Source organism: Microbacterium sp. P5_B6, from assembly GCF_056400345.1.
Genome location: NZ_JBFULL010000006.1, coordinates 337,214 through 358,611 on the forward strand (window position 1 = coordinate 337,214; position 21,398 = coordinate 358,611).

24 protein-coding genes and 1 tRNA gene are annotated in these 21,398 nt (G+C 68.9%); 16 read left to right on the forward strand and 9 right to left on the reverse strand.

Annotated elements, in window-relative coordinates; genetic code table 11:
- Positions 1-5: 5 nt before the first annotated feature.
- Positions 6-1,052, reverse strand: a complete 1,047-nt coding sequence (locus tag AC1DP3_RS10900) for a LacI family DNA-binding transcriptional regulator (RefSeq protein ID WP_477293188.1) — start codon at positions 1,050-1,052, stop codon at positions 6-8.
- A gap of 60 nt (positions 1,053-1,112) precedes the next feature.
- Between AC1DP3_RS10900 and AC1DP3_RS10905 the strand changes: the two genes are divergently transcribed.
- The 4 genes from AC1DP3_RS10905 to AC1DP3_RS10920 all read left to right on the forward strand — a co-directional run bounded on the left by AC1DP3_RS10905 (position 1,113) and on the right by AC1DP3_RS10920 (position 5,148).
- Complete coding sequence (locus AC1DP3_RS10905; protein WP_477293189.1) at positions 1,113-2,345, forward strand: MFS transporter; 1,233 nt, start codon at positions 1,113-1,115, stop codon at positions 2,343-2,345.
- A gap of 22 nt (positions 2,346-2,367) precedes the next feature.
- Complete coding sequence (gene nucS, locus AC1DP3_RS10910; RefSeq protein WP_477293190.1) at positions 2,368-3,102, forward strand: endonuclease NucS; 735 nt, start codon at positions 2,368-2,370, stop codon at positions 3,100-3,102.
- Positions 3,103-3,209: 107 nt separating this feature from the next.
- Positions 3,210-3,893 (forward strand): HAD hydrolase-like protein, encoded by a 684-nt coding sequence (locus AC1DP3_RS10915; RefSeq protein ID WP_477293191.1) that lies wholly within the window; start codon positions 3,210-3,212, stop codon positions 3,891-3,893.
- Positions 3,886-5,148: a hypothetical protein gene (locus tag AC1DP3_RS10920; RefSeq protein WP_477293192.1), complete on the forward strand. Its 1,263-nt coding sequence runs from the start codon at positions 3,886-3,888 to the stop codon at positions 5,146-5,148. Before AC1DP3_RS10915 ends, AC1DP3_RS10920 begins: the two co-directional genes overlap by 8 nt.
- A 134-nt stretch (positions 5,149-5,282) precedes the next feature.
- On the opposite strand, the gene AC1DP3_RS10925 is transcribed toward AC1DP3_RS10920, so the two are convergent.
- A complete protein-coding gene (locus AC1DP3_RS10925) occupies positions 5,283-5,492 on the reverse strand; it encodes a cold-shock protein (protein ID WP_477293193.1) in 210 nt (69 codons plus the stop codon).
- Between the two features lie 300 nt (positions 5,493-5,792).
- On the opposite strand from AC1DP3_RS10925, the gene AC1DP3_RS10930 reads away from it, so the two are divergent.
- Both AC1DP3_RS10930 and AC1DP3_RS10935 read left to right on the forward strand, forming a co-directional pair.
- Complete coding sequence (locus tag AC1DP3_RS10930; RefSeq protein ID WP_477293194.1) at positions 5,793-6,434, forward strand: GntR family transcriptional regulator; 642 nt, start codon at positions 5,793-5,795, stop codon at positions 6,432-6,434.
- 52 nt (positions 6,435-6,486) lie between these two features.
- Positions 6,487-6,978, forward strand: a complete 492-nt coding sequence (locus AC1DP3_RS10935; protein ID WP_477293195.1) for a GNAT family N-acetyltransferase — start codon at positions 6,487-6,489, stop codon at positions 6,976-6,978.
- A gap of 86 nt (positions 6,979-7,064) precedes the next feature.
- Here the strand turns inward: AC1DP3_RS10935 and AC1DP3_RS10940 are convergent.
- Positions 7,065-7,148: transfer RNA gene (locus tag AC1DP3_RS10940), tRNA-Leu, on the reverse strand.
- Positions 7,149-7,300: 152 nt separating this feature from the next.
- On the opposite strand from AC1DP3_RS10940, the gene AC1DP3_RS10945 reads away from it, so the two are divergent.
- The 7 genes from AC1DP3_RS10945 (at position 7,301) to pknB (ending at position 16,308) form a co-directional block, all read left to right on the forward strand.
- Positions 7,301-8,047 carry an FhaA domain-containing protein gene (locus tag AC1DP3_RS10945; RefSeq protein ID WP_477293196.1) on the forward strand — a complete coding sequence of 249 codons (747 nt, stop codon included), beginning with the start codon at positions 7,301-7,303 and terminating at the stop codon, positions 8,045-8,047.
- Positions 8,044-8,571, forward strand: coding sequence for an FHA domain-containing protein FhaB/FipA (locus tag AC1DP3_RS10950; protein ID WP_477293197.1), 528 nt, complete (start codon positions 8,044-8,046; stop codon positions 8,569-8,571). Before AC1DP3_RS10945 ends, AC1DP3_RS10950 begins: the two co-directional genes overlap by 4 nt.
- Before the next feature lie 18 nt (positions 8,572-8,589).
- Positions 8,590-9,828 carry a Stp1/IreP family PP2C-type Ser/Thr phosphatase gene (locus AC1DP3_RS10955; RefSeq protein WP_477293198.1) on the forward strand — a complete coding sequence of 413 codons (1,239 nt, stop codon included), beginning with the start codon at positions 8,590-8,592 and terminating at the stop codon, positions 9,826-9,828.
- Positions 9,828-11,228 carry an FtsW/RodA/SpoVE family cell cycle protein gene (locus AC1DP3_RS10960; RefSeq protein ID WP_477293199.1) on the forward strand — a complete coding sequence of 467 codons (1,401 nt, stop codon included), beginning with the start codon at positions 9,828-9,830 and terminating at the stop codon, positions 11,226-11,228. Before AC1DP3_RS10955 ends, AC1DP3_RS10960 begins: the two co-directional genes overlap by 1 nt.
- A gap of 124 nt (positions 11,229-11,352) precedes the next feature.
- Positions 11,353-12,810 carry a peptidoglycan D,D-transpeptidase FtsI family protein gene (locus tag AC1DP3_RS10965; protein ID WP_477293200.1) on the forward strand — a complete coding sequence of 486 codons (1,458 nt, stop codon included), beginning with the start codon at positions 11,353-11,355 and terminating at the stop codon, positions 12,808-12,810.
- Entirely contained in the window at positions 12,807-14,525 is a 1,719-nt protein-coding gene (locus tag AC1DP3_RS10970) for a serine/threonine-protein kinase (protein WP_477293201.1), read from the forward strand. The genes AC1DP3_RS10965 and AC1DP3_RS10970 overlap by 4 nt, the downstream gene beginning before the upstream one ends.
- 64 nt (positions 14,526-14,589) lie before the next feature.
- The gene (gene pknB / locus AC1DP3_RS10975) at positions 14,590-16,308 is read left to right on the forward strand and encodes a Stk1 family PASTA domain-containing Ser/Thr kinase (RefSeq protein WP_477293202.1); all 1,719 of its coding nucleotides are present in this window, start codon (positions 14,590-14,592) and stop codon (positions 16,306-16,308) included.
- On the opposite strand, the gene AC1DP3_RS10980 is transcribed toward pknB, so the two are convergent.
- The 3 genes from AC1DP3_RS10980 to AC1DP3_RS10990 are packed head-to-tail and all read right to left on the reverse strand — an operon-like array spanning position 16,268 to position 17,894.
- Entirely contained in the window at positions 16,268-16,921 is a 654-nt protein-coding gene (locus AC1DP3_RS10980) for an anthranilate synthase component II (RefSeq protein WP_477293203.1), read from the reverse strand. The two genes, pknB and AC1DP3_RS10980, sit on opposite strands and share 41 nt — an antisense overlap.
- Positions 16,918-17,073 carry a hypothetical protein gene (locus AC1DP3_RS10985; protein WP_477293204.1) on the reverse strand — a complete coding sequence of 52 codons (156 nt, stop codon included), beginning with the start codon at positions 17,071-17,073 and terminating at the stop codon, positions 16,918-16,920. The genes AC1DP3_RS10980 and AC1DP3_RS10985 overlap by 4 nt, the downstream gene beginning before the upstream one ends.
- Positions 17,073-17,894 carry a class E sortase gene (locus AC1DP3_RS10990; protein WP_477293205.1) on the reverse strand — a complete coding sequence of 274 codons (822 nt, stop codon included), beginning with the start codon at positions 17,892-17,894 and terminating at the stop codon, positions 17,073-17,075. The genes AC1DP3_RS10985 and AC1DP3_RS10990 overlap by 1 nt, the downstream gene beginning before the upstream one ends.
- Positions 17,895-17,947: 53 nt before the next feature.
- Between AC1DP3_RS10990 and AC1DP3_RS10995 the strand changes: the two genes are divergently transcribed.
- Positions 17,948-18,184: a cell division protein CrgA gene (locus AC1DP3_RS10995; protein ID WP_477293206.1), complete on the forward strand. Its 237-nt coding sequence runs from the start codon at positions 17,948-17,950 to the stop codon at positions 18,182-18,184.
- Between the two features lie 135 nt (positions 18,185-18,319).
- Here the strand turns inward: AC1DP3_RS10995 and AC1DP3_RS11000 are convergent, their stop codons facing one another.
- The gene (locus AC1DP3_RS11000) at positions 18,320-19,237 is read right to left on the reverse strand and encodes a rhomboid family intramembrane serine protease (RefSeq protein WP_477293207.1); all 918 of its coding nucleotides are present in this window, start codon (positions 19,235-19,237) and stop codon (positions 18,320-18,322) included.
- A 26-nt stretch (positions 19,238-19,263) separates the two neighbouring features.
- Entirely contained in the window at positions 19,264-19,821 is a 558-nt protein-coding gene (locus AC1DP3_RS11005) for a peptidylprolyl isomerase (RefSeq protein ID WP_477293208.1), read from the reverse strand.
- A gap of 97 nt (positions 19,822-19,918) precedes the next feature.
- Between AC1DP3_RS11005 and AC1DP3_RS11010 the strand changes: the two genes are divergently transcribed.
- Together AC1DP3_RS11010 and AC1DP3_RS11015 are read left to right on the forward strand one after the other, a co-directional pair.
- A complete protein-coding gene (locus AC1DP3_RS11010; RefSeq protein ID WP_477293209.1) occupies positions 19,919-20,425 on the forward strand; it encodes a DNA helicase in 507 nt (168 codons plus the stop codon).
- Positions 20,426-20,899: an aminoacyl-tRNA deacylase gene (locus AC1DP3_RS11015; RefSeq protein WP_477293210.1), complete on the forward strand. Its 474-nt coding sequence runs from the start codon at positions 20,426-20,428 to the stop codon at positions 20,897-20,899. It begins immediately after the preceding gene.
- 23 nt (positions 20,900-20,922) lie between these two features.
- Here AC1DP3_RS11015 and AC1DP3_RS11020 read toward each other — a convergent pair whose 3' ends face one another.
- Complete coding sequence (locus AC1DP3_RS11020; RefSeq protein WP_477293211.1) at positions 20,923-21,348, reverse strand: NUDIX hydrolase; 426 nt, start codon at positions 21,346-21,348, stop codon at positions 20,923-20,925.
- Between the last annotated feature and the right edge of the window lie 50 nt (positions 21,349-21,398).

Below are 21,398 nucleotides of genomic sequence, written 5' to 3' on the forward strand. Positions count from 1 at the left end.
AGCGCTCAGGCGGAGGGCGGGGCCGTTGTATTCCCCGCTCGGAATTCACACGTGAAATCGATGGATGCCGCGGCCTCGCCCTGGAGCATGGCCACGACCGCCTGTCCCGCGGCACGCCCCTTCTCCACGGTGGGCTGGACGATCGTCGTCAGCACGTACGGCGCGAGCCCATCGACGACGATGCCGTCGAACCCCGTCACGCTCACATCCGCCGGCACGTGAAGTCCCGCCTCCTCGGCAGCGCGGATCACCCCGGCCGCGAGCAGATCGCTCTGCGCGATGACGGCGGTCGGGCGCTCCAGGGGATCGGCGAAGATCGCGCGGCCGGCGGCGAGTCCTTCGTCGATGAAGCTTCCGGAGACCGCGTAGGCGGGAGCATCCGGGAAGATGTCCCGCGCCCCGCTCAGCCGGTCTCGGGTCACATCCACGGTGATGTCCTCCTCCGGCTCGAGCCAGCCACCGGGCCACCCCGTACGAACGGGGAGCGTGACGAGCGCGACGCGGGTGTGGCCGAGCCCTCGCACATGGCTTGCCGCCTGCCGCTGCGCCTCGCGATTGTCGAGGCCCACCCGCGGGACCCCCTCGCCGGCATCGCCTTCGATGACCACGACCGGGATGCCTCGCGCCCGCACCGCGTCCAGCGATTGGCGCAGCATCCCACTGCACCCCACGAGCACGGCGGCGTCGATCGGAGCTGTCGTGAGCGAAGGACCGCCCGCATCATCGATGCGATCACGGAGCAGCAGGAGCCCGGCTCCCATGCCGGCGACGCTCTCGGTCAGGCCGTCCATCATCAGGATCTTCACGGGGTCCTGGAAGGCCCGGCCGAGGTGCTCCTCGAAGACGACCCCGACGATGCCCGACCTCCCGCGGCGCAGCGAGGCGGCTCGAGGATCCGGACCGGTGTAGCCGAGCTCCTTCGCGGCATCCAGCACACGCTGCCGAGTCGTCTCCGAGACCGGGGTCTTGCCGCTGAACACGACGGACGCCGTGGAGGGGGAGACGCCCGCCTCGCGGGCGACGTCTGCGATGGTGGCGCGTCGGGTGCTCATCACGCCCGATCGTACCTGTTGGGATTGGCCAGGCTCGAATCGATTCGATACCCTGTTCCGATGGACACCGCGCTTTCCCGCCGCCAGCTCTCGCACTGGCGTCTCGCGATCTTCGCGATCTTCTTCGCGACGGGGCTCGGTTTCGCGACCTGGGCGTCGCGTGTTCCCTCGGTCAAGGCCGGGCTCGGGATCAACGACTTCGAGGTCGGCATCCTGCTCTTCGCCTCGGGCGCGGCCTCGATCATCGGCCTGTCCCTCGCCAACGTGGCCCTCGCCCGCTGGGGCGCACGCCGGGGCCTCTTCGCCGGCCTCCTCACCTTCGCGCTCGGGATCCTCATCGTCGGACTGGGCGTGCAGACCCTCTCGTCGTTCGCGGTCACCGCAGCCGGTCTGGCCCTCATGGGCATGGGGATGGGCTCCACCGACGTGATGATGAACGTCGAGGGGGCGGCCATCGAGCAGGCCACCAACCGCACGATCATGCCCCTCTTCCACGCGCTGTTCAGCCTCGGCACCGTTGCCGGCGCGAGTGTCGGCGTCGCCATGACGGCGTGGGGCGTCGGAGTGGCGCCGCACCTGTGGACCGTGGGCGCCATCATCGTGATCGGCGGCGCCTTCGCCGTCGCCTTCGTGCCTCCGCGCGAGGCGAATGACGACACCGCCGCAGACACCCCCACTCGCCGTGAGCGCTTCGCCGCCGTGGCCGCCGTATGGAGAGACCCGCGCACCTACGCGATCGGGGTCATCATGCTCGGAATGGCGTTCGCGGAGGGCGGTGCGAACGACTGGCTGCCGCTCGCGGTCGTCGACGGCCACAGCGGCACCGAGGCCCAGGGCGCGATCGCACTCACCGTGTTCTCGGTCGCCATGACGGCCGGGCGAGCGCTCGGGGGACCGGTCGTCGACCGCTTCGGCCGCGTCTGGACGCTGCGCATCCTCGCGATCACGGCTGTCACGGGCCTGATCACGTTCATCCTCGCCACCTCGATGCCGATCGCCCTCGTGGGTGTCGCGCTGTGGGGCCTGGGGGCGTCGCTGGGCTTCCCCCTGGGCATGTCGGCCGCCGCCGACGATCCGGCCAAGGCTGCGGCATCCGTCAGCGCGGCCGCGACCATCGGGTACGTCGCGTTCCTGTGCGGTCCCCCGATCCTCGGGTGGATCAGCCACGAGATCGGACTGCTGCCCACCCTGTGGATCCTCGTCGTGCTCATCGCGCTCTCGGGCTTCGCCTCGGGCGCCGCCAAGCCGATCGCGGGCTCGAAGGTCGGCGCCGGGCACGCGTCGTCCCGCTGATCGTCGCGAGTAGGCTCGTCGAGTGCGTCTTGTCATCGCCCGCTGCTCCGTGGATTACACCGGACGTCTCACCGCGCATCTGCCGCTCGCGACCCGCCTCCTCGTCCACAAGGGCGACGGAAGCCTGCTCGTCCACTCGGACGGCGGTTCGTACAAGCCCCTGAACTGGATGAGCCCGCCCTGCACTCTCACCGTGCACGAACCGGATGCCGAGACCGCCGCCGCGGGAGTCATCGAGCTGTGGCGGGTGACGCACGCCAAGACGGGCGATGCCCTGCTCGTGCGCATCTACGAGGTGCTGCACGACTCGGCGCACGAGCTCGGCATCGATCCGGGGCTCGTCAAGGACGGCGTCGAGGCCGACCTGCAGCGGCTGATCGCCGAGCAGGTGGACGTCATCGGCACTGACCTCTCGCTCGTCCGGCGCGAGTTCCCGACCGCCATCGGGCCCGTCGACCTCCTGCTGCGGACGAGCGTCTCGGGCATGACGATCGAGATCGACACGGCGGTGCCGGCGGTCAGGCATGTCGCGGTGGAGGTCAAGCGTCGAGCCGGCATCGATGCGGTCGAGCAGCTCACGCGCTACCTCGAACTGCTCAACCGCGATCCGCACCTCGCTCCCGTGCGCGGTGTCCTCGCCGCCCAGAGCATCGCCCCGCAGGCGAAGACGCTCGCCGGCGACCGGGGGATCGACACCGTCGTGCTCGACTACGACGCGATGAAGGGCGTCGAGAGCGGCATCCCGACCCTGTTCTGAGTGCCCTCCTGCGAGCGTCGCCCCTGCCTCCCGACGCTGCACGGGTGCTCGAAGGCGCCACCCGTCTGCGAAGAAGTGCATGATCCCCGGCCGTCTAGGCTGAGCGCATGCCGATGCGATCGCCGTGGACCTGCGTCCTGTGGGATGTCGACGGAACCGTCGTGGATGCCTCGGACGGCATATTGCGCCGGCTCACCATCGCCCACGAGCACTTCGGCAGGAAGGCGCCCACGCGATCCGAACTGGTGCACTGGATCGGACCGCCGATGTACGAGACCTTCCAGGAGCACCTCGGCATGTCGCCCGCCGAGGCCACCGAGGCCGTCGCGTTCTACCGCACCCTCGGCAAGGCGGACGGCTACACGACCGGCGCCAAGCTCTTCCCGGGCATCGTCGAGCTGATCGCCGACGTGGCGGCGGCCGGCATCCCTCAGGCGACCGCCAGTTCCAAGCCCGAGATCCAGGTCGACGCGCTCATGGACCACTTCGGCCTCGCGCAGCACCTCACCGCGATCGTCGGAGCGACGCTGGACGAGCGGACACTCAGCGCCAAGTCCGACATCGTCGCCGAGGCGCTGCGGCGGCTGGACGCTGCCGGAGCCGATGTCAGCCGGCCCGTCCTCGTGGGTGACCGGCATCACGATGTCGAAGGCGGCGCCGTCCACGGCGTTCCGGTGATCTTCGTGCGCTGGGGCTTCAGCTGGCCGCATGAGGCGGACGGAGCCCAGGCGGCCGTGGACGACGTCGATCAGCTGCGGAGCCTCCTCCTCGTCGACGGCGCCGATGCCTGAGACCATCGCGAGCGTCCTGGGGTGGATCATCCCGGCGCTCGTGGTGTTCGGCGTGGCAGCCCTCGTCGTCGTCGTGACCGTGTGGCTCGTGCGGCGAGCCCGGCGCTCTCCGAGGGCTCGCAGCGCCGCCCTTGCTGAGCGCGAGGCGGCAGGCGCGGCGCTGGTGCGCCTCGATGACGCGGTCACCCAGCTCGAGCTCGAGGCCGGCCTCTCCGGCGCCCTCTACGGAGGCGATGCGCCGGCATCCCTTCGGCGCGCCCGGCTGACGGCCCAGCACATCCGCGACGCGGCGTTCGAGGACTACCGCGCGACCGGCGACCCCGCGATGCTGCCCGACGCCATACGGAGATCGTCCGCCCGCATCCAGCGCAAGACCGCAGAGGCCATCACGACGATCCAGCGCGCCCACGCCGAGCATTCCGCCTGGGTGCAGCAGAACGTCAGCGCCGCACAGCAGGTCGAGGCCGAGCGCCGGAGGCTGGCCTCCCTGCGCGCCGCGATGGGCGATCCTCGTCGCCTCGTCGCGGACCTCGAGTCTCGCTACGACGAGGAGGAGTGGACGGATGCCGCCCGCGCGGCCGAATCCGCGCTGTCCGAGGCCGATGAGGCTGAGCGCCTTCTCGACCGCGCCGCGGCCGAGGCCGCTGATCCGACGCGCACCGCACTGGCCGACCTGGCGATGGCGGAGCGCAGGCTGCGCCTCGCCGAAGCGGACGCGCGCACCCTCGAAGAGACGCATCGGCTGCTCACCCAGGCCGGCCAGGCTCTCGCCGAGGAGTTCGAGGCGGCGCGCACCGCCCTGCGGCAGGCCGTCACGACGTGCGAGCATCTTCCCCCGGCCGAGGCGACCCGTCTCGCGAGCGAAGTCCGCGACATCTCCGCCCAGCTCGATGCCCTTCATCCGTCGGCGGCACGACGTCCGACGCACGCCGTGGACCGCATCGCCCGCCTTCGGGACCGCCTGGATCTCGCGCTGGGTGATGCGCGGACGGCGCAGCAGCGCCTGCGGGGGGCGCGCACCGCCCTTCCCGGAACCCTCGCCGCCGCGCGCGGGGTCGTCGCTCAGGCCGAGGCGGCCGTCGCCCATTCGCGTTCGGCATCAGCACGGCTGCGGCTGCTCACGGCGCAGCGTGAGCTCGCCGAGGCGCGTCAGGCGCCAGACCCCGTCTCGGCTCTGGACGCTGCCCGACGCGCGATGCGCGAGGCGGAAGACGCCAAGGCACTCGCCGACTACGACCGGACCCAGGTCTCATGACGCGGATCCTCCCGCGCACCTGAGCCGCCCATCGCCCGACCGGGTTGTCATCTTCCCGAGCCCTGCGGAACTCCCAAAAACGCGGAAACACCGCCTGCACCCGAAGGCGGGTGAGGCGGTGTGGTTCGCTGGGGTTACGCGAGGGGGCGGATGTTCTCCGCCTGCAGGCCCTTGGGGCCCTGCGCGACCTCGAACTCCACGCGCTGGTTCTCCTCGAGCGAGCGGTAGCCGCCGGCCTGGATCGCGGTGAAGTGCGCGAAGACGTCTGCGCCACCGTCATCCGGCGCGATGAAGCCGAAGCCCTTCTCGGAGTTGAACCATTTGACGGTGCCCTGGGTGCTCATGAAATGCCGTTCTTCGCTCGTATTCGACACGGATGGATGCCGACGAATCCCACGCTATCGGAGGCGCGCGGCAGTCTTCAGCTTCGTTTCGGAAGGTGACATAACCGTTGCGCGACGTCTTGCCGACCCGCGCTCAAGGGCATCCGCCCATCGAACGCCCGGGCCGAGCAGAGCTCAACAGGCCCGGGCGCCGACGGATCCCCCCGGATAGGCCACGCCGAAGCGCGACACCCGACACTCTACCGATATATCGGTCCGGCACGAGGCTTCGTCGCCCTCGGCGTAAACTTGTCGGCGCCCATGACCAGTGTTCCGCTCATGCCCGTCGACCCGCACGGCACCGTACTCGGCGACGAGGTCTACGGAGCCATCGGTGAGGCGATCCTCGATGGCCGCCTGGCCCCGGGGCAGCACCTCCGCGACCAAGAGATCGCCGGGTGGCTCGGAGTATCCCGCACGCCGGTGCGCGAGGCGCTCCAGCGGCTGGAGCGCACCGGCCTCGTCGAGGTGGCACCCAACCGGTACACGCGCGTGTCGATCCCCGATGAGAAGCTCATCGACGACACGCACGAGTTCGCCGTCCTGTTCATGGGGAACATCGTGCGAGTCGCCGTCGCGCGCTGCACCGACGTCGTGCTGACCCAGGCGCTCGCCCAGATCGACGCGATCATCGCGGCGTCTCTCGCCGACGATCACCCCGGCGTCGTGGACGCCAGCGCGGACCTCTTCGAGACGATGACCTACGCGACGCGGAACCGCGCCTTCATCACGCTCATGAACGAGGCCGAGATCGCGATCCGTCGCAACCTGCTGGGGTGGCACCCGCTCATCGAATGCCCGGTCGCTCGCACCGAAGCGTACGTGCGATTCCGCGAGGCTGTGGCGGCCCGCGACGGCGACGCCGCCGAGCAGGCACTCCGCGCCGTCCACGCCGTCCTCTGACTCGACTGCCGAAAGGCTCCCGCAGGGCCGTGCCGCTCGATACGGTGAGCCCGTGGGAAACATCGAGCTTCGAGACCTGCGCGACGACGATCTCGACGCGATCTTCGAGATGATGCGCGACCGGGACGCGGTCAGGATGGCCGGGTTCACGGCATCCGATCCCGATGATCGAGCGGCATTCGACCAGTGGATCTCACGTGAGAGATCGTCGACGGATGTCGACCTCTTCGTCGTCACCGAGCGCGGGGGCTTCGCCGGAATGGCGGCTCTGTTCACCGTCGACGGCGAGCGGGAGGCGACCTGCTGGATCGCGCACCACGCGTGGGGACGCGGCGTCGCCACGGACACTCTGCGCCTCCTCACCTCCCGGGAGCCGATCCGGCCCCTTTTCGCTCGAGCAGCCCCCGATGACCTCGCGTGGATCGCCGTCCTCGAGCGGGGCGGGTTCACCGAGGTGTCGCGCACCGTGGCCTTCGCCCCGGGCGTCGGGCATGAGGTGGAGGAGATCCTCTTCACCCTGCTGCCGGTGCTCGACGGCGCCTGACCCGGCTGCAGTCGAGTTCGCAGCAGCACCTCCGGACGAAACGAAGAATGGCCCCCAAAAAAGATTGGGGGCCATTCTTCGTTTCGTGCGCGAGGGGGGAGTTGAACCCCCACGCCCTTTCGGGCACTGGCACCTGAAGCCAGCGCGTCTGCCTATTCCGCCACTCGCGCGAACCGGGGTGGTAGCCCCGAATCAACTTCCCGAGGATATCATGCTCCTTCGGGCCACCCGAATCCTCGGGCCCCCACGGCAGCGCGGTTCGGCGATGTCGCAGGGTCGATGACTAGCATGTAGGCACCGGTCCGCCTGCCTGAGGAGTCTTGTGGGACTACTTGACAGCTTCGAGAAGGGGCTTGAGCGCGCCGTCAACAGCGCGTTCGCAAAGACCTTCCGCAGCGGCATCCAGCCTGTCGAGATCGCATCCGCCCTGCGGAGCGAGCTCGACAAGAAGGCTGCGATCGTCAGCCGCGATCGGATTCTGGCGCCCAACACGTTCACCGTGCGGCTGGCCCCGTCCGACGACGAGAAGATGAAGGCGCTGGGCGGCGCGCTCGACCACGAACTCGACACCCTCGTGCGCAAGCACGCCAAGGCGCAGGGCTACACGTTCGCGGGACCGGTGACGATCGCCATCACGCGAGACGATCAGCTCTCGACCGGCACGCTGCGAGTCGACTCCTTGACGGCAGAAGGCCGGGTGTCGTGGCGGGGTGTCGTCGATGTCGAGGGCAAGCGGCATCCGCTCGTCAAGGCCCGCACCGTGATCGGCCGTGGCAGCGATGCCGACATCACCATCGCCGACGCCGGCACGAGCCGCCGGCACGTCGAGATCCTCTGGGACGGCGAGCGAGCGATGGTCCGCGACATGAACTCGACCAACGGAACGCTGCTGAACGGTGTGAAGGTGGTCGAGGCCGCGCTGACCCCCGACTCGACCGTCACGATCGGGCGCACCGACATCGTCTTCCACGTCGTGGCGCAGGCATCGCCGCCGCTTCCACCGAAGCCGCCGCTTCCGACCGACATGACGCGCGCCTTCGACATCCGCGAGGGAGGTCCGCTCCCTTGAGCGAACTGACGCTCCTCCTCCTGCGCATCGGCTTCCTCGTGCTGCTGTGGGCGTTCGTCTTCGCCGTGGTCTATTCGCTGCGTGCGGATCTCTTCGGGGTGAAGGTGCGCCGGATGCCGGAGCCCCAGGCCGCAGCCGTGCCCGCCGCGGCGGCGGCCTCGGCATCCGCCCCCACCAGCGCCGTCCCGGCAGCCGCCGCCGCCCCGGTGAAGGGGGGCAAGGCGACCACCTCGACCGTTTCACGCATCGTCATCACGAGCGGCCCCAAGGCCGGGCTCGAACTGCCCCTCGGCACCGAGCCCCTCACGATCGGACGATCCAGCGAGTCGGGCCTCGTCATCCGCGACGACTACACCTCGAGCCACCACGCCCGCCTGCTCCTCTGGGGCGAGCAGTGGATGATCCAGGACCTCGACTCCACCAACGGCACCTGGCATGACAGCCTCCGTGTGACCACTCCCGTGCCGATCGTCGTCGGAGCGCCCATCAAGGTCGGCGCCACGACGTTCGAGCTGCGGAAGTAGCGAGCGGTCACCCGACAGATGGTCTTCCAGGGCTCGAGCGTTGCGATCTCGCACACCGGCAAGGTGCGCTCCAACAACCAGGACTCCGGGTATTCCGGCTCGAACCTGTTCGCCGTCGCCGACGGAATGGGCGGCCACGCGGGCGGCGACGTGGCCTCGAGCCTCGCGGTCGCCCGGCTCGAGTCGGTCGACCAGCCCTTCGACTCGACCTCGCAGGCGGAGCTCGCCCTGCGCCACGCCATTGCGGATGCCGCGAGCGAACTGAGCGAGACCGTCAGGATCCGTCCCGAGCTCGCCGGCATGGGAACCACCGTCAGCGCGCTCGTCATGGTCGACGAGTACGCCGTGATCGCCCACATCGGCGACTCGCGCATCTACCTCTACCGCGACGACACCCTCACCCAGATCACCACCGATCACACGTTCGTGCAGCGGCTGGTCGACTCCGGTCGCATCACGCCCGAAGAGGCGCGGTACCATCCCCGGCGGTCCGTGCTCATGCGCGTGCTCGGCGACATGGACACCGACCCCGAAGTCGACACGTTCATCATGCCCACGCAGCCCGGCGACCGGTGGCTGCTGTGCTCCGATGGTCTGACCGGTGTGGTCGACGAGGCGCACATGGCGAAGGTCCTCACGCAGGGCCTCCCTCCCGGGCGCACGGCCGACATCCTTCTGAAGCAGGCGCTCGACGGCGGGGCCCCCGACAACGTCACGATCGTCCTCGTCGACGTGGGGGGCCAGCATCCCGTCTTCTCCGGCACGCCGACCATCGTCGGATCCGCTTCCACGCCCATCGGGATCGACATCCCGGCGGCGCGGTCGGGCCGCGGGGGATGGCTGCACCCCGTGCGTCAGGCCGCGAATGAGCCCTCCCACTTCGAGCCGGCGCCCGAGTTCCTCGAGGAGCTCATCGAAGAGGATCGCCGGCGCGCCAGGCGGCGCTCGATCGGCTGGATCGTCGGAGTCACCCTCGCGCTGCTGCTGCTCGCGGCGGGGCTCGCACTGGCGTATCAGTGGACCCAGACGCGGTATTTCGTGGGCGCCGACGAAGACACCGTCGTGATCTACCAGGGGATTCAGCAGAACCTGGGCCCGTTCTCGCTCTCGACGCCGTACGAGGACACCGGCATCCCCCTCGACGATCTCTCCGAGTTCGCGCGCAGCACCGTGGAGCAGACCATTGCGACGTCCTCCCTCGAGCACGCGCAGCGCATCGTCGCGAGCCTCGCCGATTCAGCGGGAGGAGGAGGATGATGACCGCAGCAGATTCGACCGCCACAGGAGCGATCGCGACCGACACCGCCGTCCTCCGTGCGCTCAAGCGCATCCGGGTGCCCCAGACGCAGCGCAACCGCGAGCTCGGTCTGCTCGTCTTCGCGTTCATCATCAACGCGTCGGCCGTCGCCCTGGTGCAGCTCGGCGCGCTCGGGGCCATCGACGGCAACTTCCTGATCTACTGCGGTGGCCTGACGGCCCTCGTGCTCGCGCTCCACATCGTCCTGCGCCTGAGGGCACGGGATGCCGACCCCTTCATCGTGCCGATCGCGACCCTCCTCACGGGACTGGGCATCGCGATGATCTACCGGATCGACATCGCGATCGAGGATCAGGGCTGGGATGCCGCATCCACTCGCCAGCTCGCGTGGACGGCGATCGCACTGGTCGGCGCAGTCGCGGTGGTGCTGCTGCTGCGCAACTACCGGGTGCTCTTCCGCTACACCTACATCGCCGGGTTCGTCGGCATCGGGCTGCTGCTCCTCCCGGTGATCCCGGGGCTCGGAGCCGACGCTAACGCCGATGTGTGGGTGCGTCTCGGCTTCTTCTCCTTCCAGCCCGGTGAGCTCGCGAAGATCGCCCTCGCGATCTTCTTCGCGGGCTATCTCGTGCGCACGCGCGAGTCGCTCAGCTCGGTGGGGACCCGCTTCCTCGGGATCACCTGGCCGCGTGCCCGCGAGCTCGGTCCGCTGCTGGTCATCTGGTTCGTGTCGCTCGTGATCATCGTGCTCCAGCGCGATCTCGGAACCGGGCTCCTGATCTTCGGAATGTTCGTCGCGATGCTCTACGTCGCAACGGGCAAGACCAGCTGGGTCGTGATCGGCGTCGCCCTCGCGCTGGCGGGCGCCTTCCTCGCCTCGCGGGTGCTCCCGTACGTGCAGGGCCGGTTCCAGAACTGGCTGGATGCCTTCAATCCGGAGGTGCTCGAAGCGACGGGCGGCAGCTACCAGCTCGTCCAGGGCATCTTCGGCCTCGCTCAGGGAGGCCTGGTGGGCACCGGCCTCGGACAGGGCCGGCCGTACATCACCCCGCTCTCGCAGAGCGACTACATCCTGCCGAGTCTCGGCGAGGAGCTCGGGCTCGTCGGCGTCTTCGCGATCCTGTCGCTCTACATGGTGTTCGCGAGCCGCGGCATCCGCATCGGCCTCGCCGGTCAGGACGACTTCGGGAAGCTCCTCGCGACCGGCCTCTCGTTCACCATCGCGCTGCAGGTGTTCATCATGGTCGGAGGCGTCACTCGCGTCATCCCGCTCACCGGCCTCACCACCCCGTTCCTCGCCGCGGGTGGCTCGTCGCTGGTCGCCAACTGGATCATCGTCGCGCTGCTCCTTCGGATCTCGGATGCTGTCCGCAGCCGCCCGCGGGTGGTGATCGGCTGATGCCCGCCGACATCCCGACACTCCTGACCCGTGAGCCTCCTTCTGCCGGACGAGAGCGCGGGGCGCACCCGCGTTCTCGGCAGTCCGGTGGAGGCTCACGGTCTGTTCACGGGAGGTGCAGGTCGTGACCAAAGAACTGCGCCGCCTCAGCATCGTGATGCTCGTGATGTTCCTCGCCCTGTTCGCCTCCACCAGCTGGATCCAGGTGGTCCAGGCCGAGACTCTGGCGGAGAATCCCCGCAACACGCGCGCCCTCTACGACTCGTACCAGGTCCAGCGCGGCTCCATCATCGCGAGCGGCGCGGCGATCGCGACCTCCGTCGCCTCCGACGACGTCTACAGCTGGCAGCGGGTCTACACCGATGCCCCGATGTGGAGCCAGGTCACCGGCTGGATCAACCCGGTCCTCGGCTCCGCGACGGGCATCGAGCTCGAGATGAACCAGGAGCTGAGCGGAACGGCGGGCTCGCAGTTCCTCGCGCGACTGGAGCAGATCGTGACGGGTCAGCCCCAGCGCGGATCCAACGTCGTGCTGTCCCTCGACGCCAACGTGCAGCGCGCCGCCTTCGAGGCGCTGGGTGACACCCAGGGCGCGGTCGTCGCCATCGAGCCGTCCACCGGGCGGATCCTCGCGATGGTCTCCAGTCCCACCTTCGACACCAACCTTCTGGCGGCTCACGACTCGACTGCGGCGAACGACTACTACGACGCGCTGGAGGCGGATGCCGCGCATCCGCTGTTCAATCGCACGATCGGCGGCGATCTCAACCCGCCCGGGTCCACGTTCAAGCTCGTCGTGGCTTCGGCCGCGCTCGCTTCCGGGAAATACACCAGCCAGTCGACGCTGCCGAATCCCGCGTCGTATCAGCTGCCGCAGTCCAGCAGCCTCGTCTTCAACTCAACCGGCGGCACGTGCGGCCCGGGTGACACGGTCACGATCGCCGAGGCGCTGAGGCTCAGCTGCAACATCCCCTTCGCGGAGCTCGCCGTCGAGCTCGGAGACACCGCGATCCGCGACGAAGCCGAGAAGTACGGCTTCAACGCGTCATTCGAGCTTCCGCTGGTCACGACGCCGTCGAGCTACCCCCGGGGCCTCGACGACGCGCAGACGGCGCTCACAGGATTCGGACAGGGCCAGGTGACCGCCACGCCCCTGCAGATGGCAATGGTGTCGGCGGGCATCGCGAACGGGGGAATCGTCATGAACCCACGCATGGTGGACAGAGTGCTGGCACCCGACCTTTCGGTGCAGCAGACGTTCGAGAGCACCGAGTTCGGGCGCGCGCTCGACGAGGATCTGGCACAGGAGATGGTCGCGATGATGGTCGCCAATGTCAGTGACGGCGCAGCATCGGGTGCAAGAATAGACGGCGTCGATGTGGCCGGTAAGACCGGGACTGCAGAGAACGGCGACAGCGAGCCATTCACGTTGTGGTTCACGGGTTTCGCACCGGCCGACAACCCCCGGGTGGCTGTCGCGGTGGTCGTCGAAAACGGCGGTGGTCGAGGACAATCGGGCAGCGGCAACACGCTCGCGGCGCCTATCGCGAAGCAGGTCATGGAGGCGGTGGTGGGCAAATGAGACCGACGCAGGGTGCGACGTTCGGCGGACGCTACGAGCTCGATTCGCGGATCGCGATCGGCGGCATGGGCGAGGTGTGGGAGGCGACCGATCACGTCATCGGCCGAACGGTCGCCATCAAGATCCTCAAAGACGAGTACATGGGCGACCCCGGATTCCTCGAGCGCTTCCGCGCCGAGGCCCGTCACGCCGCGCTCGTCAACCACGAGGGCATCGCGAGCGTCTTCGACTACGGCGAGGAGAACGGCTCCGCGTTCCTCGTCATGGAGCTCGTCCCGGGTGAGGCGCTTTCGACGATCCTCGAGCGCGATGGCCAGCTTTCCACCGACAAGACGCTCGACATCGTCGCCCAGACGTCCGCCGCCCTGCAGGCCGCGCACTCGGCCGGCCTCGTGCACCGCGATATCAAGCCGGGCAACCTCCTCATCACGCCCGATGGGCGAGTGAAGATCACGGACTTCGGCATCGCGCGGATCGCCGACCAGGTGCCGCTCACCGCCACCGGCCAGGTGATGGGCACTGTCCAGTACCTCTCGCCCGAGCAGGCATCAGGCCATCCGGCGTCGCCCGCGACCGACACCTACTCGCTCGGCATCGTCGCGTACGAGTCGCTGGCGGGCAAACGGCCTTTCACCGGCGAGTCGCAGGTCGCGATCGCGATGGCGCAGATCAACGAGCAGCCCCCGCCGCTGCCCCCCACGGTCGCCACCCCGGTGCAGAACCTCGTCATGGCGATGATCGCCAAGAAGCCCGAAGACCGCCCCGCGACTTCCTCGGCTGTCGCCCGCGCGGCGACGGCGCTTCGGAGGGGGGATGTCGCAGCCGCAGCGGCCGCCGTGCCCGCGGTCGCCGGCGGCTTGATCGCGGCGGACGGTGCGACGCAGCTCCTCGAGACTTCCGCCGCGACTCGTCTCCTCACGGAGCCTGGCGTCATCGTCGATCCCGAAGCGGACGACCAGAAGCGCAAGCGAAGCCCGTGGACGTGGCCGCTCATCGCGCTGATCGCGCTGCTGCTGCTCATTCTGGGCGGCACGTTGTGGGCGATCTTCGCCAACAATGGCGACGACCCGAAGCCCTCGCCGACTCCATCGGCGACCCAGACGTCGGCTTCGCCCACGCCCACTCCCACCCCGACCGAGACGCTCATCGACATCGACGCGCTCGCACTCAAGGGCATGAACTGCGACGAGGCGGCGCAGACTGCGAAAGACGCGGGTGTGGATGCCGTGAACTGCGTAGGCGGGAACGCCGCTGCCTCCGGAGACCAGATCGGCATCGTCTACCAGGTGTCGCCGAGCGGCAGGATCGCGCCGTCGCAGCTGCTGACCCTCACCTTCTACGGAGACCAGACGCCGCTCACCGCGCCCTCCGCCCCGAGCCTCGCGTCGCCGGTCGCCCAGGGCGACACGGTGCAGGTGACGTGGACCGGCTACTCGTGCCCCTCAGGGGCGGGTTCGCCCAGTGCGTACAACCTCACCGCCACACAGGGGACGTTCCCCGTGACGGGTCAGTCGACCGCATCGTTCCCGGCGGCGGAGCGCTCGGCCGATCTGCTCATCACCGGCGATTCCGGGCAGACCGTCATCGTGACGTACACCGTGACGTGCACGGGCAACGGCGAGCAGCGCACGTCTCCAGCGTCCGCCGAGGCGAACGCCCAGATTGAATCGGCGGAGCAGACCGAGCCCGAACCGCAGGCGTCCCCCACCCCGTGACCCGCGCCGCGGGTGCGACCGGATCCGTCCGTTAGGCTGAATCTGGTCCACCCAGGGAGTTACCGTGACAGCTGAGCCGCGTGTGCTCTCGGGACGCTACCGCGTCGATGAACCCATCGGTCGAGGCGGCATGGCGAGCGTCTACCGAGGCTACGACCTGACCCTCGGGCGGGTGGTGGCGATCAAGGTGCTGCGGAGGGACCTCGCCCACGACGGCGCATTCCGGACGCGCTTCCGCCTCGAGGCGCAGGCCGCCTCCCGCATGTCGCACCCGACGATCGTCCGCGTCTATGACGCCGGCGAAGACAGCGAGATGGCGCCGGACGGCACCGTCAGCCCGGTCCCGTTCATCGTCATGGAGCTCGTCCAGGGCTCGCTGCTCAAGGACATCATCGCCGCGGGTCCCGTGCCTGTGCCCGACGCACTGCGCTACGTCGACGGGATCCTCGAGGCGCTCGAGTACTCGCACAGGGCGGGGGTCGTGCACCGCGACATCAAGCCGGGCAACGTCATGGTCACCGACGCCGGCCAGGTGAAGGTCATGGACTTCGGCATCGCCCGCGCCGTGTCGGACTCGTCCTCCACGGTGGCCGAGACCACGCAGATCCTCGGCACCGCCGCGTACTTCTCCCCCGAGCAGGCCAAGGGCGAGCCGGTCGATGCCCGAGCGGACGTGTATTCGGCGGGCGTGGTCCTGTACGAGCTGCTCGCCGGACGTCAGCCGTTCCGCGGTGAGACGCCCGTGGCGGTCGCCTACCAGCATGTGAGCGAGACGCCGGTCCCGCCGTCCGAGATCAACGAGACGGTTCCGCGGTCGCTCGATGCGATCGCACTGCGCGCGCTGGCGAAGGACCCCTTCCAGCGCTATCAGGATGCGGCATCCTTCCGCGAAGCTCTCGATGCCGCGATCGACGGCAAGTCGCCCTCGAAGCGACAGGTCGGCGCGCTCACGAGCGAGCTCTACGGGCCCAACCCCCGTCAGGCGGCGGAGACCGCCCGATCGCTCCGACAGCTGAGCACCGACACCACGATGACCCGCACGCAGTCGGGTCCTCCGGTGGCCTGGATCTGGGCGGGGGTCGCGGTCCTCGCGGCGCTGCTCATCGGGCTCGTGTTCTGGGTGACCTCCATCCAGACCCAGGAGCAGGTGCCCGCGGGCTCCCGCATCATCCCTGACGTGACGGACATGACCTATGACCGCGCGAACGAGATCCTCGGACAGGAGGATCTCCTCGCCTACCGCCTGGATGAGCCGAGCACCGAGGTGGCAGAGGGCAATGTCATCCGCACCGACCCTGAGGCGGGCATCTCGGTGGCGCAAGGCCAGCAGGTGAAGGTGTACGTCTCCGCCGGTCAGGAGACGGTGGTCGTCCCGCCACTCCAAGGACTGGGAGAGGATGCCGCGCGCTCCGCCCTCGCGTCCGCTCAGCTCGCCGTCGGTGCCATGACGCCGCGCAACGATCCCGACCTCGCGGCCGGCACCGTCATCTCGGCGGATCCGGCATCCGGGACCGAGGTCGCGATCGGAACGGTCGTGAACCTCGTGGTGGCGTCCGGCCTCGTCACCATCGTCGACTACAAGGGCTACACCGTAGATGCGGCCACGAGGGAGCTCGAGGCACCCGACGTCGCCCTGGTGGTGACCACTGCCGAAGACCCGGGGTGCCCCGCTTCGCCGTCTCCGACCGTGAGCCAGCAGTCCCTCCCTCCGGGAGACGTGCCGGTGCACTCCACCATCACGCTCACCTACTGTACGGGCGCTCCGGCCGGCGACGCGGGCTGAGTGCGGCGCCGCGAGCCGCGGCATCCCTGAGTCCTGCCGTCTCCAGCCAGTTGCCGAGCAGGCGGTGCCCGCCCTGGGTGAGCACCGCCTCAGGGTGGAACTGCACGCCTTCGATGGGCAGCTCCGTGTGACGGACCCCCATGATGACGCCGGTGTCCGTACGGCTCGTCACCACGAGTGACGGAGGCACGGACTCCGGCACCACGGCGAGCGAGTGGTAGCGGGTGGCGATGAACGGGTCAGGCAGCCCCGCGTAGAGCGCCCCACCGTCGTGGTGGACGAGCGAGGTGATCCCATGCATCAGTTCGGGCGCATGGTCGACCTCCGCGCCGAACGCGGCGGCGATCGCCTGATGGCCCAGGCACACGCCGAGGAGAGGGATGCGCAGATCGGCTGCGGCGCGGACCGCCGCGATCGACGCCCCCGCGCGCTCCGGAGTGCCGGGACCGGGTGAGACCAGCACTCCGCCATAGCCCGCGATCCGCTCGAACACCTCGTCCGGAGGTATCGAGTCGGCTTCGACGAGGTCGGTGCCGGCGCCCAGCTCGCGCAGATACCCGACGAGGGTGTGGACGAAGCTGTCGTGGTTGTCGATGACGAGGATGCTCGTCACTCGACCGTCACTTCCTGCGGCAGGAAGGTGACGCTCACCCACGGGAAGACGTAGAAGAAGAGCCCGTACAGCACGGCGGTGAAGAGGATCACGAGCAGAAGCACCCGCAGCCACCACGGCCCGGGGAGGAGGCGCCAGAGCCCCGCGTACATCAGGCCACCCCTCCCGTCAGAGAGGCGGGTACGCCGGCAGACCGCGGCGTGAAGGACTCGAACGCGCTGAACCCGACGATGCGCTCTGCCAGCGAGTACATCGGGCTGCAGCTCGTCATGGTCAGATAGCGGTCGTCGGCCTCGACTCCGACTTGCTGCGGCACGGGCAGGATCACCTCGACCGCGCTGGGCCGGACGTATTCGAGGGTGCGGAATCGGTAGGTGTACCAGCCGTCCGGCGTCTCGATCACAATGGCGTCACCCACATGGATCTCCGCGATCCGGTTGAACGGCTTGCCCCAGGTCGTGCGGTGGGCCGCCAGGGCGAAGTTGCCCAGCTCACCAGGCATCTGCGTGCCTGGATAGTGGCCGATCCCGATCGGGTCCAGTGTGCCGGCGCGTGTGACACCGCCGGCGATGTTCACGTGGTAGTCCGCGCCGAGTCGCGGGATCCACATGATTCCGAAGATCTGGGCGTCGGCGGGCTCAGCGAGGATGACCGGGTCGGCGGTCGGATCCGCGGGCGCGGGTTCGGGTGTCTCCGTCGCCTCGGGCGTCGCGGTGGCCTGCTCCTCGTACTGCTGCTGCCAGAGCTGGCTCTGCTCCTCTGCCTGGGACGCCMGCTCGGCGCCGTAGATCACATCGCCGAGCCACAGCTGCCACGCGACGAAGAGCAGCGTGACGACACCGAGAGTGATGAGGATCTCGCCCAGGATGCCGACCACCGACGCGCGGCGCCGGGGTCGGCTGCGCGCGCGATCACGGCGCCTGGGCGCGTCATCGTCCGTACCCGTTCCCCCCGGGCTGGAAGCGTCATCCACAGGGGGATTCTAAGTCAGCAAGGTGACCGCGACCGCGGCGATAGACTGGGCACATGGCACGATCTGGCAAAGACGAGGAGCTCGTCGAGCGCAACGAGGGCGAAGCGGCCCCGAATCCCGTCTGGTTCAAACCCGTCATGATCGGCCTCATGCTGATCGGGCTGGTCTGGATCCTGGTTTTCTACCTCAGCGGAATGGCGGCGCCGATTCCCGGCATCGCCGGCTGGAACCTGGTGATCGGGTTCGGCATCGCCTTCATCGGATTCCTGATGACCACCCGGTGGCGCTGACAGCCGCCCCTTCGTCCTTCACCGGCCGAGACTCGCACGTCGAGTCTCGGCCGTGTGGTTTTCCACAGGTTGACGATCACAAGAATTACACGCCTGTGATTCATCCCCACCTGGGGATGAACCTGTGGATAACTTCTACCGGTAGATGAGCGCGGGAATCGCCAGAAGGGCGATGCACCCGAGCGCCACGGCGACCAGCAGCCAGATCTGCAGGGCACGCTGCTCACGCCGGCGCGTACGCGCGAAGATCAGCCCCACCAGACCGCCGATCAGCAGGCCACCGAGGTGCGCCTGCCACGAGATGGAGATCGCGGCCAGAGCATCGCTGAAGGAACCGCGTCCGATGCTGCTCGCCAGCGCGTAGATGAACGGCCATGCGAAGTTGATCGCGATGACGATCGCGATCCGGCGGATGTCGGCGCCGATGTGGCGCCCGATCACGAGGAGCGCGCCGAAGAGGCCGAAGATGGCGCCTGACGCCCCCACGACCCATACTCCTGGAGCCAGCAGCGCGACCGCGACCGATCCGCCGAGGCCCGCGAGGAAGTACAGGACCACGAATCGCCAGTGGCCGAGCATCGGCTCGAGGATCCTGCCGATCATCCAGAGCGCGAGCATGTTGAGCGCGACGTGCAGGAAGCTGCCGTGCACGAAGAGCACCGTGATGAGCCGCCATGGCTGGAGCGGCGCCTGCCCGCCCGGCAGGACGAAGAGGCTGTTGAACGCCAGCCACGGTTCGACGAAGGGGATCAGGAGCTGCAGCACGTAGACGATGGCGGTCACGAGGACGATGCCGTACGTCGCGTACGGGCGCCCGCCCGACAGAGCCATCGGCTGAGAACGCGACCACCGCCGCTCGGCCTTGCGCTGCGTCTCGGAGACCGCCTTCTGCTGGTCGCGCATGCACTCCGGGCAGATGACGCCCACGGCGCCCTGGGTCTGGCACTCGGGGCAGATCGTGCGCAGGCACCGCTGGCAGAGCACGAAGCTCACGCGGTCGGGATGCCGGTAGCAGAAGTTGTCGCTGTTGCGACGGAACGCGTCGGTGGTCACGGACGAGAGCGACGGTCCCGGGCCGGTCAGGCCGCGGTGACGTCGATCGACTCGAGGACGACGGGCTCGATGGGCCGGTCACCCGCGGCGGTGGCGACACCGCTGATCTCATCGACGACCGCGCGGGACGCGGCATCCGCCACCTCACCGAAGATCGTGTGCTTGCCCTGGAGCCAGGGAGTGGGATCGGTCGTGATGAAGAACTGGGAGCCGTTCGTGCCCTCGGCCTTCCCCGTGATGGCGTTGCGGCGAAGACCGGCGTTGGCCATGGCGAGGATGTACGGCTGCTGGAAGTTCAACTCGGGGTGGATCTCGTCGTTGAAGGTGTAGCCCGGGCCGCCGGTGCCCTGCCCGAGCGGGTCGCCGCCCTGGATCATGAAGTTGGGGATGATGCGGTGGAACACGATGTCCTTGTAGAGCGGGCCCTCGCCGGGCTTGCCGGTCGCGGGGTTCTTCCACTCGCCGGTCCCGTCCGCCAGGCCGATGAAGTTCTCGACCGTGCGCGGAGCGTGGTCTCCGAACAGGTTGACGACGATGTCGCCGTGGTTGGTGTGCAGGGTCGCGACCGCGGTGGGGGTGGGCATGTGTACATTGTCGCAGAGTTCGATGCAACCCCTCCCGCGCTGAGCGCTGTCTGGCAAGATGGAGAGAACCACATCCCCCAACGACCGGGAGGGCCCCGTGAGCCTCAGCCGTAAGCGCAAGAAGGAACTCCGCAAGCTCCAGAGTCAGGCGACCAAGCTGTGGGAATCGCAGCAGGTGCTCGTCGGCGACGCGACCTCGGTCGCGCGTGAAGCCGGCCGCCAGCTCGGCTATTACAACCGCGAGCAGGTCGTTCCTCAGGTCAAGGCCACGTACGGCCGCTACGTCACACCCGTGGTCGACAAGGGCGTGACGGCTTCGAGGAACGTCGTGGATCACACGATCGTCCCTGCCGCCGGTGCCGTTGTCGGCTCCGCGATGTCCGTGTGGGATGCCGCCGCTCACACCCGTGCGAAGCTCTCGAATGGCCGGATCCCACTCCCCGTCATCGAGCCGCCCAAGCGCGGGATCGGTGCGGGCGGCGTCATCGCGATCATCTTCGGCGTCGCAGCCGCTCTCGGTGTCGCGTATGCCGCGTGGCAGACACTGCGTGCGGATGACGAGCTGTGGGTTGCCGACGACCCGCTGCGCGCACCCGACGCCTGAGTGACAGACCCGACGGAACGCGTCCAGGCCGCCGCAGCAGCGCGCGGCCTGGACGTGGAGATCCGCGAGCGTCCCGCAGCAGCGAGCCTGCGAGAAGCAGCCGAGCTCCTCGGCATCTCGCCGGCGGGCATCGTCAAGACCCTCGTCGTCAAGCGCAGCGACGATACCTATCTCTTCGCGCTGGTGCCGGGCGATCGCGCCATCTCGTGGCCGAAGCTGCGAGGCGTGGTCGGCGTCAACAAGCTCCAGCTCCCTGATCCTGAGCGCGCCCTCGCCGCCACGGGCTACGAGCGCGGGACGATCGTCCCGCTCGGCAGCTCGACGGAGTGGCCGATCTTCGCCGACGAGCAGATCGTCGGCCGGCGAATCGCGATGGGGGCCGGAGCGCACGGCTACAGCCTCTTCGTACAGGCCGACGATCTCATCGCCGCCTACGGAGCGACGGTCGCCGACATCTCACAGCCGATCGACTGACGTCCGGCTGCGGCATCCCCGCCCTAGCGGTGCCCTGCCATCGACAGCGCGATGTCGACCAGCTTGACGCGCTGAAGGGCGTCGACGGCGGGGAGAGGAAACCATTCCGCCCGGTCGGTCGACCCTCCCACCTCGTTGCGAAGGTGACCTCCGGTCACGCGGGCCCGGTACACGATGCGGAGCGTGTGGAGCGGCCCTTCCGCGCCGTCGGGGATGCGGTGAGAGGCAGGGATCACACGGGAGTGGATGCCGAGCAGCTCCTCGATCTCGACCCGGTAGCCCGTCTCCTCCAGGACTTCGCGCCGCGCCGCGTGCTCGGGCTCTTCGCCGGCCTCGATGCCGCCGCCGGGCATCGTCCAGGCTGCACGACGTCCCTCGTTCCAGTGGGCGAGGAGGACGCGTTCCTCGTCATCGACGATGACTGCATAGGCTGCCACACGCATGTCCATGCTTCACCATAGGCCGGGCGGTGTGCTCTGGGTGCAACGCGGAAGCGCCG

Excerpts from the sequence above, each read along its gene's own strand:
- AC1DP3_RS11020 (WP_477293211.1), bottom strand. The coding sequence starts at position 21,348 with ATGGACATGCGTGTGGCAGCCTATGCAGTCATCGTCGATGACGAGGAA.
- AC1DP3_RS10960 (WP_477293199.1), top strand. The coding sequence starts at position 9,828 with ATGACCGCAGCAGATTCGACCGCCACAGGAGCGATCGCGACCGACACC.
- AC1DP3_RS10925 (WP_477293193.1), bottom strand. The coding sequence starts at position 5,492 with ATGAGCACCCAGGGCACCGTCAAATGGTTCAACTCCGAGAAGGGCTTC.
- AC1DP3_RS10915 (WP_477293191.1), top strand. The coding sequence starts at position 3,210 with ATGCCGATGCGATCGCCGTGGACCTGCGTCCTGTGGGATGTCGACGGA.
- AC1DP3_RS11005 (WP_477293208.1), bottom strand. The coding sequence starts at position 19,821 with ATGCCCACCCCCACCGCGGTCGCGACCCTGCACACCAACCACGGCGAC.
- AC1DP3_RS10900 (WP_477293188.1), bottom strand. The coding sequence starts at position 1,052 with ATGAGCACCCGACGCGCCACCATCGCAGACGTCGCCCGCGAGGCGGGC.
- AC1DP3_RS10920 (WP_477293192.1), top strand. The coding sequence starts at position 3,886 with ATGCCTGAGACCATCGCGAGCGTCCTGGGGTGGATCATCCCGGCGCTC.
- AC1DP3_RS10905 (WP_477293189.1), top strand. The coding sequence starts at position 1,113 with ATGGACACCGCGCTTTCCCGCCGCCAGCTCTCGCACTGGCGTCTCGCG.
- AC1DP3_RS10930 (WP_477293194.1), top strand. The coding sequence starts at position 5,793 with ATGACCAGTGTTCCGCTCATGCCCGTCGACCCGCACGGCACCGTACTC.
- AC1DP3_RS10970 (WP_477293201.1), top strand. The coding sequence starts at position 12,807 with ATGAGACCGACGCAGGGTGCGACGTTCGGCGGACGCTACGAGCTCGAT.
- AC1DP3_RS10985 (WP_477293204.1), bottom strand. The coding sequence starts at position 17,073 with ATGTACGCGGGGCTCTGGCGCCTCCTCCCCGGGCCGTGGTGGCTGCGG.
- AC1DP3_RS10995 (WP_477293206.1), top strand. The coding sequence starts at position 17,948 with ATGGCACGATCTGGCAAAGACGAGGAGCTCGTCGAGCGCAACGAGGGC.
- AC1DP3_RS10955 (WP_477293198.1), top strand. The coding sequence starts at position 8,590 with ATGGTCTTCCAGGGCTCGAGCGTTGCGATCTCGCACACCGGCAAGGTG.